Source organism: Paraburkholderia nemoris (assembly GCF_905221015.1).
GTDB lineage: Bacteria > Pseudomonadota > Gammaproteobacteria > Burkholderiales > Burkholderiaceae > Paraburkholderia > Paraburkholderia nemoris.
Genome location: NZ_CAJNBO010000029.1, coordinates 20379 through 33967, shown reverse-complemented (window position 1 = coordinate 33967; position 13589 = coordinate 20379). Strand labels below are relative to the sequence as shown.

Here is a 13589-nt window from a genome sequence, read left to right as displayed (position 1 = left end):
CGCCTTGCGCCCACGCGCCGGGCGTCGCTACGCCAATGCGGGGCCGAACTCCTCTGGAAACCGTTTCTCAAATGCTCCTGAGGCATTGCTTGCCGGCAGCGAGCATTGTCTGCTGTGCCAGCCGGCATTGTCGGCGTGAGTTCCGGATAAGATTTTCCGGCGCCGTTTCAGGCCCGGCGCGGATTACGCGCTGACCGGGCAATTCGTTGTCATTCTCCAGTGGGCACGTATTGTAACTGAATCACAATCCGGCACCGCAACTGGTGAAAATACCCCGGCGGCGCACTGATATCCCGAAAATATAACGCGCGCACGGTCAAAAAGCGATGGTCGTGCACGCTTTAATACAGCAGGGTTTTCACGTGCTTTTCACACGGCCGACATTTCAGCAGGCTTTCGGGGTGCTCCTCCCGGCATTCTGCAGACAATTACCGCGATGCCCGCCGGACACCCGTTCGTAATAAGCGCGTTTTAGCATGCAGCGTGCCGCGCCATTTGGCTGACCCAGCACGGCGCGGCACACGTGACGCTTACGCCAGGCAGGCGTCCAGACCGTCGGTGATCAGGTCTTGCGGCAGTTCGATGCCGATGAACACCATCTTGTTGGTCTTCTTCTCGATCGGCTGCCATTTCGCGGCAAGGTCGCTGCCCATCATCTGGTGCACGCCCTGGAACACCACCTTCCGGTCGACGCCCTTCATATACAGCACGCCCTTGTAGCGCAGCAGGCGCTCGCCGTAGATCTGCAGGATGCCGCCGAGGAAGTCCTCGAGCTTATTCGGATCGAACGGACGGTCGCTGCGGTAGACGAACGATTTGATCTTGTCGTCATGGTGCGCGTGATGGTGGTGTGCGTGGTCGTGGCCTTCGTGGTCGCACTTGCCGTGGTCGTGATCGCAGTTTTCGTGATCGTCGTGATCGGCATGGGTGTGGCCGTGCTCGTCATGCGCGTGAGCGTGGCTGTGCGCATGTTCGTCTTCAGCGAGGAAGTCCGGATCGATTTCGAGCTTCGAATTGAGGTTGAAGCCGCGCAGGTCGAAGATTTCCTTGATGTCCGCTTCGCCGAAATTGACGACCTTGATCGCTGCCCGCGGGTTCATGTGCAGCAGGCGATGGCGCAGATCGTCCAGATGCTTTTCGTCGACCAGATCGGACTTGGTGATGAACAGACGATCGGCGAAGCCGACCTGGCGTTGCACTACTTCATGCTCGTCCAGTTGGTGGTTCGCGTGCTTGGCGTCGACCAGCGTGATGATCGCGTCGAGCAGGAATTCGTTGGCGATCTGGTCGTCCATGAAGAACGTCTGCGCGACCGGGCCCGGATTGGCGAGGCCGGTGGTTTCGATCACGACACGGTCGAAATCCAGTTCGCCGGACTGCTTCTTCGCAGCCAGATCGCCGAGTACGCGCGACAGGTCGCCGCGGATCGTGCAGCAGATGCAGCCGTTGCTCATCTGGATGATCTGCTCGCTCGTGTCCTGCACGAGGATTTCGTTGTCGATGTTCTCTTCGCCGAACTCGTTCTCGATCACGGCGATCTTCATGCCGTGCTTTTCGTTCAGGATGCGCTTGAGCAGGGTGGTTTTGCCGCTGCCGAGAAAGCCGGTCAGGATGGTGACTGGGATCATGTTGGTCGCCTTGTACGTGAGTCTGTGCGGAATCGAATGTGCAGCGAATGCGTCTGCGGATCCGGTTTGCCGGGCGCGGCAGCCTGATGGCGCGCGACCCGATCTAGCCGGATATTGAAACATATCTGTCAAGCCGGCGCTGGCCGCGGGGGCGAACCCCTCCGCGGCACGCGGGAAATAACCCTGAAGCTATGGGCGATCAGGCAATTTGCAACAGCAGGCCTTTCAGGTATTCGCCTTCCGGGAAGGCGGTGAGCAGCGGGTGGTCGACCCCGGCGCCGAGGCGCTTGAGAATCCGCGCATCCACACGCGCATCGGCCGCCGCGCCGGACACGATCTTCTGGAACAGTTCGGAGTCGATTGCGCCGGAGCAGGAGTAGGTGAACAACAGGCCGCCCGGGCGCAACAGCTTCAGGCCGGTCAGGTTGATGTCCTTGTAGGCGCGCGAGGCGCGGTCCACGTGTTCACGCGACGGCGCGAATTTCGGCGGATCGAGCACGATCAGGTCGAAGCGTTCGCCTTCGTCGTAGAGACGGCGCAGGGTTTTGAACGCGTCGGCGTCGAGCCAGGTGGCGCGTTCGGCGTCGAAACCGTTAGTGGCCACGTTCTGTTGTGCGATCGCGAGCGCGTCGCCGGAAGAATCGATCGACACCACGCGCTTCGCCCCGCCTTTCAATGCTGCCAGCGAGAAGCCGCCGGTGTAGCAGAAGCAATTCAGTACGTCGCGATCTTTTGCCAGTTCCTGCACCAGCAAGCGGTTGTCGCGCTGGTCGACGTAGAAGCCGGTTTTGTGGCCGTTGCGCACGTCGACGTGATAGCGCACACCGTTTTCGCTTGCAATCAGCGCTTCAGATGGCGCCTCGCCTGCCAGCACGCCGGTGATCTGCTCGAGCCCTTCTTTCTGGCGAATCGACACATCCGAGCGCTCGTAGACGTTCGGGCAGCCGGTCGCATCGACCAGCGCCGCGACGATCGCTTCCTTCCATGCTTCGACGCCCGTCGCCATGAACTGGCACACCAGCTGGCTGCGCTGGCCTTCATCTTTGGCGACGTAATGATCGACGATCAGGCCAGGCAGGCCGTCCGCTTCGCCGAAAATCAGCCGTACTGCGCCGGTGTTGTGCACCATCGTTTGACGATGCGCGAGCGCGCGCTGCACGCGGCGCTTGAAGAACGCGTGATCGATCGGCTCCATTTCGTCGAAGCTCCACACGCGTGCGCGAATCTGCGAATGCGGGCTGTAGGCCGCGCGAGCGAGGAAGCGGCCGTCGTGCGCGCGCACCAGCACGGTCGCGCCGGGCGCGGGATTGCCGTCGACGCGATCGATCACGTTGGCGTAGACCCACGGATGGCGGCGCAGAAGCGATTTTTCTTTCGACGGTTTGAGCGTAACGGTATTCATCAGGGTGTCAGCAGGAGCAGTAGGCCGCGTGGACAAAGAGGCACACGGCAGGTGAAGCGAAGGCGGAGACCGCAAGCCGTTAAAAGCAAACAAACAGCAAAGAGCGGAATCAGTCGCGTTTTTTGGCGCGCGGATGCGCCTGATCGTAGACGTGCGCGAGATGCTGGAAATCGAGCGCGGTGTAGACCTGCGTGGCGGTGATGCTGGCGTGCCCGAGCAGTTCCTGCACGGCCCGCAGATCGCCGCTCGATTGCAGCACGTGCGTCGCGAACGAATGCCGCAGTACGTGCGGATGCACATTGGCCGGAATGCCGGCGACCAGCGCCGCGCGCTTCACGCGATCACGCACGACATTCGGCGACAGCCGGTTGCCGCGCGCCGACAGAAACAGCGGATGCGGATCGTGTTTCACCATCTGATCACGCACGGCGAGCCACGCGTTCAAGGCGTCGAGCGCCTTGCTGCCGACTGGCACGATGCGGCGCCGGTTGCCCTTGCCGAGCACTTCGACTTCGGCCGAATCGAGCTTGAGCCAGCCCGCGGAGCGGTAACCGCCGGCGTCGGCAAAACGGGCGTCGAGACCAACCAGTTCGGACAGACGCAGGCCTGACGAGTAGAACAGTTCGAGCATCGCGTGGTCGCGCAAACCTTCGGGCGTCGCGGCGGGCGGGCTCTCCATCAGACGCGTGGCGTCGTCGACGGAAAGCGCCTTCGGCAGTGATTTGGCCTGCTTCGGCGCCCGCACGGTGGCGACCGGGTTGGCCGGCAAATCGACGCGGCCCGCGAACCAGCGGTAAAACGCTCGCCAGCACGACAGCCGATGGCTGATCGAGCGCGCCGTCAGTCCGCCGGCGTGCGCCCGCGAAACCGCGCCGCGAATATCGACAGCGGTGAGGCTTTCGAGCGGCCGGCCTTTGGCCAGCAGCTTGAGCTCTTCGAGTTCGTGGGTGTAGCCGCGCAGCGTGTGCGCCGACAGCCGCCGCTCATGTTCGAGATTCGACAGATAGGCGGCAATCGGGTCGGCTTCGGTCACGATGGCCTTTGGCGGGATCGGCGGATCAGCGGCTTTAGCGCGGCAGCAGACGGCTCAGCGCCGCGCTCGCCAACGCGCCGATCTGCGTCAGGAAATCGGTCGCCATGCCGTCGTGGAAGCGGCGGGCGTCGGCGGAACCCATCACCAGCAGGCCGAAGGTCGGTGCTTCTTCCTTGCCTTCGGGGTCGCGCAGTGCGAGCAGTGCAATCGACTCGGTGGCGTGCGCGGACTCGCCTGCACCGCCTGCGGACCCGTCGTCGCTCACCGCCGACACCGCCGGCACCAACCACTGCGCCGCTTCGAAGCCAGTGTTCGCGCCACAGTACGGCGTGGTGAGGCTATTCGCGAAGATTCGCACTTCCTCGCCGACATGGCGCGCGAACTCGGCCTGTGCAAACGGCTCGGAGACGTCCCACACGCGCAGCGCGGCTTGCGGCACGTCGAAAATATCGCGCAAGCCGTTGGAGATCGTGCGCGGCAGCGCGTACGGATCGCGCTCGGCCATCACGCGGATGGTCCAGCGATTGAATTTCGAGGCAATGCTGTCGTTTTCGTGACCGTAGCGCAGCAGCTCGGCCAGACGCCGCTCGAGATGCTTGTTCTTGTCGCGCAGCATTTCCATCTGCCGTTCCTGCAGCGACACCGCGGCTTTGCCGTGCGGGTTCGCAAGCCGGATCGTCGCGAGCATTTCCGCGTGTTCGGCGAAGAATTCGGGGTTGGCGAGCAGATATTCGGCGACTTCGCGATCGTTCATGGTTTCGGCTAAAGGACTACGGGACGACGCCGTTGGGCGGCGTATCGGTCATGAGTTCGGTCAGCCGGTGAAAGCGCTGTTTCGTCCGGCTTTTCATCGGCTGTCGTTGGCTTCTTAGTCGGCCTGTTCGAGGCCGCTTGTCTGGTACTTCCTGGGCCGATCGCTCGGCCGCTGAATCGGGTAGTGCGCTGGCGCGGGTCAGTCGGCCAGTTCGATCTCGCCTTCGAAGACGGTTGCTGCGGGGCCGGCCATCAGCAGCGGCGCGCCGTCTTGCGTGCTATCCCACGTAATGGTCAGCTTGCCGCCGTGCGTGTGCACCTGCACCGGCGCATCCAGCAGCCCGCGGCGAATACCGGCCGCGACGGCCGCGCACGCGCCCGTGCCGCACGCCAGTGTTTCGCCGGCGCCGCGCTCGTAGACCCGCAGCTTGATCTCGCTACGGCTGACGATCTGCATGAAACCCGCGTTCACTCGCTGCGGGAACCGTGCATGCCGTTCGATCACAGGACCTTCGACGAGAACCGGAAAATCTTCGACGTCGTCGACCACTTGTACCGCGTGGGGATTGCCCATCGACACCACCGAAATCCAGCGCGTCACGCCGTTCACGTCGAGCGGCCAAAGCGTGTCCGCACCCTCGCGGCGGCCTTCGAGGCCCTTGGTGGCGAACGGTACGCGCTCCGGTTCGAACACGGGGGCGCCCATGTCGACCAGCACTTCGCCGTTCTCTTGCATGGTCAGCTGGATGGTGCCGTTCTGCACTTGCACGCGCACGCTGCGCTTGTCGGTCAGGCGGTTGTCGCGCACGAACTTGACGAAGCAGCGCGCGCCATTGCCGCAGTGCTCGACCTCGCCGCCGTCGCAATTGAAGATGCGATATCTGAAATCGACACCGTCCACCGTGGGCTTTTCGACCAGCAGCAACTGGTCGGCGCCGACGCCGAAATGCCGGTCCGCGAGCGCGCGCACCTGCGCCGGCGTCAGGTTGACCGGTTGGGTGTAGCCGTCGAGCACGACGAAGTCGTTGCCCGCGCCGTGCATTTTGGTGAATTTCAGTTTCATCGCGCTATTGTAAGTGACGCGCCCGCAGGTGGGCCGAACGCCGTTTCATTTAAGCGTTCAGGCGCTTTTTTCGAAGACCGCTCAGTAGACGCTCGGCTCGCCCGGTGGCCGGGTCTTGAAGCGCTTGTGCACCCAGTAGTACTGCTCGGGGATCAGCGGAATCTGCTCTTCGAGGAAGGCGTTCATGCGGCGCGCGTCGGCTTCGTCGTCGCCGGTGGGGTAGTTGTCCCACGGCTTGAAGACCTTCAGCCGGTAGCCCTTGTAGTTCGGCAGCACCTCGCCGATGAACGGCACCACTTGCGCATGGCCGACCCCGGCGAGCCGCCCGACGGCCGTCAGCGTGCACGTCTGTACGCCGAAGAATGGCACGAACGTCGAGTTGCGCATGCCGTAGTCCATATCGGCGCCGAGCATGACCGGCTTGCGGTCGCGCAACCAGCGCAGCACGATGCGCGCACTGTCGGCGCGGCTTGCCATGTCCGCGCCGAAGCGGCCACGCGCGGCGATCGCCACGTCGTCGAGCACCTTGTTGGACATCGGCTGATAGAGCGCGCCGCACTGCCGGCGCAGCGCGTGATTGATGAACACGGAGCCCGCCTCAATGCCGACGAAATGCGCGCCGAGCAACAGGGTGGGCGGCATGTCGGGATCCAGTAGATCGATCTCGCTATCCACCTGCACGAGCTTCTCCAGCTTCTTTGCGGACCCGAACCACTGAACGCTGCGCTCGACATAGCTGCGGATCGCGTGCCGGAAGTGTTTTTGCGCGATCTCTTCGCGATGCTCAGCGCTCCACTCCGGGAAACACAAGCTCAGATTGATGTGGACGATGCGCTTACGCTTGCTGGGGATCTGATAGAGCAGCCAGCCCAGCCCGTCGCCCAGTCGCGCAACGAAGCCGTATGGCAGCAACGCCAGAAATTTCAGCAGTCCAATGGCCAGGTGGGCGCCAAGACGACTCAGCATGCCGCCCCTCCGTTTAGGGCGTCGAGCGACGCTTTGCTCAAGAAACCTGAAGACGGGTCGAAATACAGCACGGGTGATCACTCTGTGACAATCAAAGGAAGTCGCTATAATAAGGGCTTCGCCGAGTTAATAGACAACTTGCGGGGCGAAGCTGGCGGGTGCGATCCATGGGATAGGCCCCCTGCCGGTAAGGTAATCCGCTAAAGCGTCGCCGCTTCAAGGCTCCCGAAGCTGGCTACGTGAAACTCAACCGTAACCACAAAACAGGAGTCTGCAACGTGGCAAACGATTATCTCTTCACCTCCGAATCCGTGTCCGAAGGCCATCCCGACAAAGTCGCGGATCAGATCTCGGACGCCATCCTCGACGCCATCCTGACCCAGGACAAGTACTCGCGTGTCGCAGCCGAAACGCTGTGCAACACGGGTCTCGTCGTGCTGGCCGGTGAAATCACCACCACCGCGAACGTCGATTACATCCAGGTCGCGCGCAACACGATCAAGCGCATCGGCTACGACAACACCGATTACGGTATCGACTACCGCGGCTGCGCGGTGCTGGTGGCGTACGACAAGCAATCGCCGGACATCGCCCAAGGCGTGGACCGCGCGCATGACAACAACCTCGATCAAGGCGCCGGCGACCAGGGCCTGATGTTCGGTTATGCGTGTGAAGAAACGCCGGAACTGATGCCGCTGCCGATCCATCTGTCGCACCGTCTGGTGGAGCGTCAGGCGAATCTGCGCCGCGACGGCCGCCTGCCCTGGCTGCGTCCGGACGCGAAATCGCAGGTTACCGTGCGTTATGTTGACGGCAAGCCGCATGCGATCGACACGGTCGTGCTGTCCACGCAGCATTCGCCGGACATCGATCTGGCCACGCTGCGCGAAGCCGTGATCGAAGAAGTCATCAAGCCGACGCTGCCGGCTGACCTGATCAAGGGCGACATCAAGTTCCTGGTGAACCCGACCGGCCGGTTCGTGATTGGCGGCCCGCAAGGCGATTGCGGTCTGACGGGCCGCAAGATCATCGTCGATACGTACGGCGGCGCGGCTCCGCACGGCGGCGGCGCGTTCTCAGGTAAGGATCCGTCGAAGGTCGACCGTTCGGCGGCTTATGCCGGCCGTTATGTCGCGAAGAACATCGTGGCGGCTGGTTTGGCGTCGCGCTGCCTGATTCAGGTGTCGTACGCGATCGGCGTTGCGCAGCCGACTTCGGTCATGGTCAACACGTTCGGCACGGGCCGCGTGTCGGATGCAACGATCACGCGTCTGGTGCAGGAACATTTCGACCTGCGTCCGAAGGGCATCATCCAGATGCTCGACCTGCTGCGCCCGATCTACGAGAAGAGCGCGGCCTATGGTCACTTCGGCCGCGAAGAGCCGGAATTCACGTGGGAAGCCACGGACAAGGCTCTGGTGCTCGCCGAAGCTGCCGGCACCGAACCGGTTGTCGCGCTCGCCGAATAAGCGCACGCAGTCCGCTTCAGCAAAAAACCCCGCCAGGCGCCAAGCCGGGCGGGGTTTTTTTATTGCCTTCGAATACGCTGTACGGCGGGGCGATGACGGCGTCAACACCGCAACGGGATGTGCTCGCTGTAGCTGGAATGCGGACGTGGGGCCGTTCGAGGCTAAATTGGTGCCTCGCTCAACGGCTCATTCATCTGCTGATTCAGCGGCTCGCAAACGCGAACGCGAACCAGCCGCTGCTACCGCTCGTCGACATCCGGCGCGGGCGGCGGCTCGTACTTTGCGGGGCGACGGCCGGCGCATTGCGTGTGGTGGTGAGACGCAGCGGCGTCGGTTTGCGCAGCAGCGTGCGCAGCGAAAAGCGGCGCGAACTGCCTTGCAGGCGTAGTGCGGAGAAGAAGGTGTGGAACCACGTGCGAATGCCGTCGACCGCTTTGGCTTCGCGCCATTGTTCGCCTAATGCGCGAGTGCGGGTGGCATGGTGACGCAGTGCACGCACGACATGGCGGCGCGCCGGACGCGCCGCTTTCAATGCGGCGCGGGTAAGACGGGTGCTCAGAAGAGTATGCATGGCTTCACAAGTAGGCAACGTGTCGCGCGACGGAGTGTGCGCCAGAATGAGCACCAAATGTGCCAACGGCGGTGTCGCGATGGACGGCGCGAAAGCCCGGAATTCGACTGGAAAGGACACGGAGGACGGCGGAATCGGCCTTGGCGGCCTGTGCGTGCCGTAAAAGTGCGGGAAGAACGATCAACATGTGTGCAGGCTACACGCGATTCATGACGTCAGAAAGTCGGTTTTTACCCTGCGAATACGGGTTTTTACGGGGATGAACGCGATGCGCGAGTTTGCGGGGTCGCGCCCTTTGCGATCGATTTTCGTGCGTGCGTGCCCAGACAGCGTGCCATGGAAATTGCCCATTCGCGTGAAAGTAGTGCGTAAGGCCTCGGCTTCCCGGCAGGTGAAACAGCGCGCAGTCCGATCGCGCCCGTTTTACAATCGAGGATCGGTCAGTCGAAAGTAACGGAACACCATGTCACTTCACTCGAAGAAAGAGCAGATTCAAACGTTGCGGGAGCAGGGATTTGTCGTCGTGCCGGGACTGGTTTCGCCCGAGCGTTGCGCTGAACTGAAGCAGATTGCAGAGCGCCAGCTGCAGGAAGCGGCCACGCCAATCGAATTCGAAGCGGATCTGCGCTATCCGGGCGCACCGGAATCCAAACATGCGCCGGGTGGGCATACGGTTCGCCGCCTGCTGGATGCGTACGGGCGCCATCCGCATTTTGCGCAATGGGCGACCGCGCCGGAAATTCGCGGCTGGATGGAGTTGTACTTCGGTGAGGAGCCGCGCTTATCGCGGGCGCATCACAATTGCATGATGACCAAGCATCCTGCTTACGGCAGCTTGACCGGCTGGCATCGTGACGTGAGGTATTGGTCGTTCGAGCGTGACGACCTGGTGTCGGTGTGGCTCGCGGTGGGGTCGGAGACGGTCGATAACGGGGCGTTGTGGCTGGTGCCGAAGTCGCACAGCGCGGCTTTCACATCCGACCGCTTCGACGAGGCCAAGTTTTTCCGCTCCGATCTGGAAGAGAACCAGGCGTTGATTCGCACCGCGGTTTCGCCCGAACTCAAGGCAGGCGACGTGGTGTTCTTTCATTGCAACACGCTGCATTCGGCCGGCAAGAATCTCAGCGATCAGGTGAAATTTTCTTTGGTGTTCACCTATCACGGGGCGAGCAATGTGCCCCTGCCGGGATCCCGCTCGGCGGCCAAGCCCGAAATTGCCTTTTAGTTTTTTTGCCTTGCGCGGCGCGGAGGCCCTTTGGTCCCACGCCGTGCAGGCAATTCACGCTCTACCGCTTGCGCCCGGAAACAGCCACCCCGGTCAGGCCGGCAATCGTCGCGATAACGCCGCCCACAATCAGCATGATCGCCTTGTTGGTGGGCGATCCGGTGAATACGCGGGACACCTCGCTACTGACCGAGTTGAACGCCTGCCCGCCGAAATACAACAGCACGATACCGCCGACAATCAGCGCGATTGAAATCGCCTTCGTCATGAACTCATCCCTCCGTTAAGCTTTGGTCGGCCAAAGTGTAGGGGAGCCGCAAGCCATCGTCCATCCCGCATACTGGGCGCCTGCACACATCACGGCGATTGGCTACCATAGCGGTCTGGCCTCACCCATACCTGAATATAAAACCTGCACGCCTCCCGCAGCATGTGATTTCCTCACGCCCGTGATCGCCGGGCGACTTCAACATCAAGGACACTAGCAATGGCTTACGAAGCAGCTTCAGAACGCTATTCGGACATGAAATACCGCGTCTGCGGCAAGTCGGGTCTCAAACTGCCGGCGCTGTCACTGGGCCTGTGGCACAACTTCGGCGATACCACGCCGATCTCCACGCAGCGCGACATCCTGCGCACGGCCTTCGATCTGGGCATCACGCACTTCGACCTCGCCAATAACTACGGCCCTCCGTACGGCAGCGCCGAAACCAATTTCGGCCGGCTCTTCAAGGACGACTTCAAGCCGTATCGCGACGAACTGCTGATTTCGTCGAAGGCAGGTTGGGACATGTGGCCGGGTCCGTACGGTCAGGGCGGCGGTTCGCGTAAATACGTGCTCGCGAGTCTCGATCAGAGCCTGCAGCGCATGGGCCTCGACTACGTCGATATCTTCTATTCGCATCGTTTCGATGCCGATACGCCGCTCGAAGAAACTGCCGGTGCATTGGCAACTGCCGTGCAGCAGGGCAAGGCGCTGTATATCGGTATTTCGTCGTACTCGGCCACCAAGACGCTCGAAATGGCGAAGCTGCTCGCCGAGTACAAGGTGCCGCTGCTGATCCATCAGCCGGCGTACAACATGCTCAACCGCTGGATCGAACAGGAATTGCTGGACACGCTCGAGAAAGTCGGCGCGGGCGCCATCGCGTTCACGCCGCTCGCGCAGGGTTTGCTCACCGGCAAGTATCTGAACGGCGTGCCGGAAGACGCGCGCGTCAACAAGCCGGGCGGCGGTTCGTTGAAGCAGGAGCATCTGAGCCCGCAAAACATCGAGCACGTGCGCAAGCTCAACGACATCGCACAGCGTCGCGGACAAAGCCTCGCGCAGATGGCGCTCGCCTGGGCGCTGCGCGATCCGCGTGTCACGTCGGTATTGATCGGCGCAAGCCGCGCGGAACAGGTGCGTGAGAACGTCGGTGCGCTGAAAAATCTCGCGTTCTCGAAGGAAGAGCTGGCGGAGATCGATCACTACGCGACCGAAGGCGGCATCAACCTGTGGGAAAAACCGTCGACGGATCAGGCGATCTGATCCCGTAGAGTTTCATGTCGTAGAGACACGCCGTAGAAACGAAGAAAGCCGCCCGTGAGGCGGCTTTTTTTCAACTCAGTTCAAGCACACACGCTTCCCGCGCAATGGCCGAAGCGACTGCGTTGAGTCGACCGAACCATCGGCGAAGCGCACAGACCGCGTTCGCCGGACCCCGCTACACTAGCGCAGGCAAGCCTTCGACCAGCACGACCGCGAACACCACGCCGATGAGCGCGCCAAGCACGCGTAAAGCGTTGTGCCGAAATTCCGTCTTGCAGGGGAGCGCGCCGACAAACAGGGCGCCGGCCAGTGCCATCGGAATGACCAGGATGAAATCGCCGATCGTAAAGTAGGTCGTCATACCCGTCTCCTTATGTAATGCCAACGCGGGCAGCGGCTCGATTTCTGGAGTCATGCACTGCCAGCGGTCGATTCGAGTATAGGCGACGCTTAGATCAACATAACAACGTATTGCGGCGCTGCAGCGCGTCTTCGCAGGCTGCTGAACCCAATACCGCAAGGGCAGCCGCGATTGGCGCGATGCAGCAAAAAGCCCGTAAAAAATGAAGTGTTTGCTTACACAGGCCTTACTTCTAGAGCTTGTTTGATGCGCGGCGGATGGTTCTTGCGTAATCGGGGCGCACTACACGCAGGCCCTGATTCACGCTGAGTCGAGGCCAGGTTTCCTCAAAGCCGATCAGCAGTGTTCCCTCAAGCCGTGATCCGTTCGCGCTGCCGCAAACGCATGGCCGCAACGAGGCCTGCGACAAGCAGCACGCCGACCAGGCCGGCGACACCGTTCCAGCCATAACCCGCCCATACGCGCCCACCATAAGAACCGATCACGCTCGAACCGATGTAATACGCGAGCAGATACAGAGCGGCCGCCTGGCCTTTGGCTTCTTTGGCGAGGCGTCCAACCCAGCCGCTTGCCACCGAGTGTCCGGCGAAAAAGCCGAACGTCACGAAAGCAATGCCGGTTGCAATGGTTGCCAGCGGATGCAGCATCGTGAGTGCGAGTCCAAATGCCATCAGCAGCAAGCTGGCGGTCAGCACGCGCGCCCGGCCGAAGGTGTCGGCCATGCGGCCCGACCACGGCGAGGCAACCACGCCCGTCAGATAGACGACGAAAATCGCGCCGATCTCCGTCTGGCTCAGCAGGTACGGCGGCGCGAGCAGCCGGTAACCGATGTAGTTGTACAGCGTAACGAAGCTGCCCATCAGCACGAAGCCGAGCAGAAACAGCAGAGGCAAGCCGGGTCGCGTGAATTGCTTGAGCAGCGCAGTGCGGTGATGGGAAAAGCCGAGCCCGCGACGCGGTACGAAATGGCGCGACGGCGGCAGCAAGGCGCGAAACGCGAGCATCGACAGAATGCCGAGCACGCCGATCGTTCCGATTGCCACGCGCCACGAAAACAGATCCGCGACCACGCCGGTGATCACACGCCCGGCCATCCCGCCGATCGCCGTGCCACCCACATACAGCCCCATCGCCAGACCGAGTCCATCCGGATGCACTTCTTCCGCGAGGTAAGCCATCGCGACGGCGGGCACGCCACCAAGCGCGAGGCCCTCGAGCGTGCGCAACACGAGCAATTGATGCCAGTGCGGTGCGATCGACACGCCGATCGTCAGCAGCGCCGACAGCGTGAGCGATGCCGTCATCAGCTTGTGACGACTCCAGCCTTCCGATACGAAACCGGCTATGAAGATGGCGAGCGCGAGCGCGGCGGTTGTCAGTGAGAGCGACAAGCTGCTTTGTGCCGGCGTCACGTTGAACGCCGTAGAGAACGCAGGCAGCAATGGCTGTACGCAATACAGCAATGAGAAGGTGGCGTAACCCGCGAACAGCAGTGCGATGCTGGCGCGCCAATAGGCGCGCGTGCCACGTTCGAGATAGGGAAGGTCAGAGACGCCAGACACAGAAGCGGAGGTGAGAGAAGCAGAC

General features: G+C 62.2%; 13 protein-coding genes. 3 read left to right on the top strand and 10 right to left on the bottom strand.

Features of this window, described 5'->3' with window-relative positions; genetic code table 11:
• Positions 1-530 precede the first annotated feature (530 nt).
• From KHO33_RS33280 to KHO33_RS33255, 6 genes are all read right to left on the bottom strand, one after another.
• Positions 531-1628 (bottom strand): CobW family GTP-binding protein, encoded by a 1098-nt coding sequence (locus KHO33_RS33280; RefSeq protein ID WP_093634649.1) that lies wholly within the window; start codon positions 1626-1628, stop codon positions 531-533.
• A gap of 199 nt (positions 1629-1827) precedes the next feature.
• Positions 1828-3030, bottom strand: coding sequence for a class I SAM-dependent rRNA methyltransferase (locus KHO33_RS33275; RefSeq protein ID WP_200567006.1), 1203 nt, complete (start codon positions 3028-3030; stop codon positions 1828-1830).
• Between the two features lie 109 nt (positions 3031-3139).
• Positions 3140-4063 carry a tyrosine recombinase XerC gene (xerC, locus tag KHO33_RS33270; protein ID WP_054037162.1) on the bottom strand — a complete coding sequence of 308 codons (924 nt, stop codon included), beginning with the start codon at positions 4061-4063 and terminating at the stop codon, positions 3140-3142.
• Positions 4064-4097: 34 nt separating this feature from the next.
• The gene (locus KHO33_RS33265; protein WP_200567005.1) at positions 4098-4817 is read right to left on the bottom strand and encodes a DUF484 family protein; all 720 of its coding nucleotides are present in this window, start codon (positions 4815-4817) and stop codon (positions 4098-4100) included.
• Between the two features lie 198 nt (positions 4818-5015).
• Complete coding sequence (dapF, locus tag KHO33_RS33260; protein ID WP_200567004.1) at positions 5016-5879, bottom strand: diaminopimelate epimerase; 864 nt, start codon at positions 5877-5879, stop codon at positions 5016-5018.
• An 81-nt stretch (positions 5880-5960) separates the two neighbouring features.
• Entirely contained in the window at positions 5961-6845 is an 885-nt protein-coding gene (locus tag KHO33_RS33255) for a lipid A biosynthesis lauroyl acyltransferase (protein ID WP_200567003.1), read from the bottom strand.
• Between the two features lie 278 nt (positions 6846-7123).
• On the opposite strand from KHO33_RS33255, the gene metK reads away from it, so the two are divergent.
• Positions 7124-8314 carry a methionine adenosyltransferase gene (gene metK / locus KHO33_RS33250; protein ID WP_054037192.1) on the top strand — a complete coding sequence of 397 codons (1191 nt, stop codon included), beginning with the start codon at positions 7124-7126 and terminating at the stop codon, positions 8312-8314.
• A gap of 202 nt (positions 8315-8516) precedes the next feature.
• Here the strand turns inward: metK and KHO33_RS33245 are convergent, their stop codons facing one another.
• Positions 8517-8885 carry a hypothetical protein gene (locus tag KHO33_RS33245; RefSeq protein WP_200567002.1) on the bottom strand — a complete coding sequence of 123 codons (369 nt, stop codon included), beginning with the start codon at positions 8883-8885 and terminating at the stop codon, positions 8517-8519.
• A 463-nt stretch (positions 8886-9348) separates the two neighbouring features.
• Here KHO33_RS33245 and KHO33_RS33240 point away from each other — a divergent pair, with 463 nt between their 5' ends.
• The gene (locus KHO33_RS33240; protein ID WP_200567001.1) at positions 9349-10110 is read left to right on the top strand and encodes a phytanoyl-CoA dioxygenase family protein; all 762 of its coding nucleotides are present in this window, start codon (positions 9349-9351) and stop codon (positions 10108-10110) included.
• A gap of 61 nt (positions 10111-10171) precedes the next feature.
• Here the strand turns inward: KHO33_RS33240 and KHO33_RS33235 are convergent, their stop codons facing one another.
• Positions 10172-10378, bottom strand: coding sequence for a DUF3185 family protein (locus KHO33_RS33235; RefSeq protein ID WP_054037169.1), 207 nt, complete (start codon positions 10376-10378; stop codon positions 10172-10174).
• Between the two features lie 219 nt (positions 10379-10597).
• Between KHO33_RS33235 and mgrA the strand changes: the two genes are divergently transcribed.
• The gene (gene mgrA, locus KHO33_RS33230; RefSeq protein ID WP_054037171.1) at positions 10598-11641 is read left to right on the top strand and encodes an L-glyceraldehyde 3-phosphate reductase; all 1044 of its coding nucleotides are present in this window, start codon (positions 10598-10600) and stop codon (positions 11639-11641) included.
• 175 nt (positions 11642-11816) lie between these two features.
• Here the strand turns inward: mgrA and KHO33_RS33225 are convergent, their stop codons facing one another.
• Positions 11817-12002 carry a hypothetical protein gene (locus KHO33_RS33225; protein WP_007179669.1) on the bottom strand — a complete coding sequence of 62 codons (186 nt, stop codon included), beginning with the start codon at positions 12000-12002 and terminating at the stop codon, positions 11817-11819.
• A 350-nt stretch (positions 12003-12352) separates the two neighbouring features.
• The gene (locus tag KHO33_RS33220) at positions 12353-13564 is read right to left on the bottom strand and encodes an MFS transporter (RefSeq protein ID WP_236074746.1); all 1212 of its coding nucleotides are present in this window, start codon (positions 13562-13564) and stop codon (positions 12353-12355) included.
• Between the last annotated feature and the right edge of the window lie 25 nt (positions 13565-13589).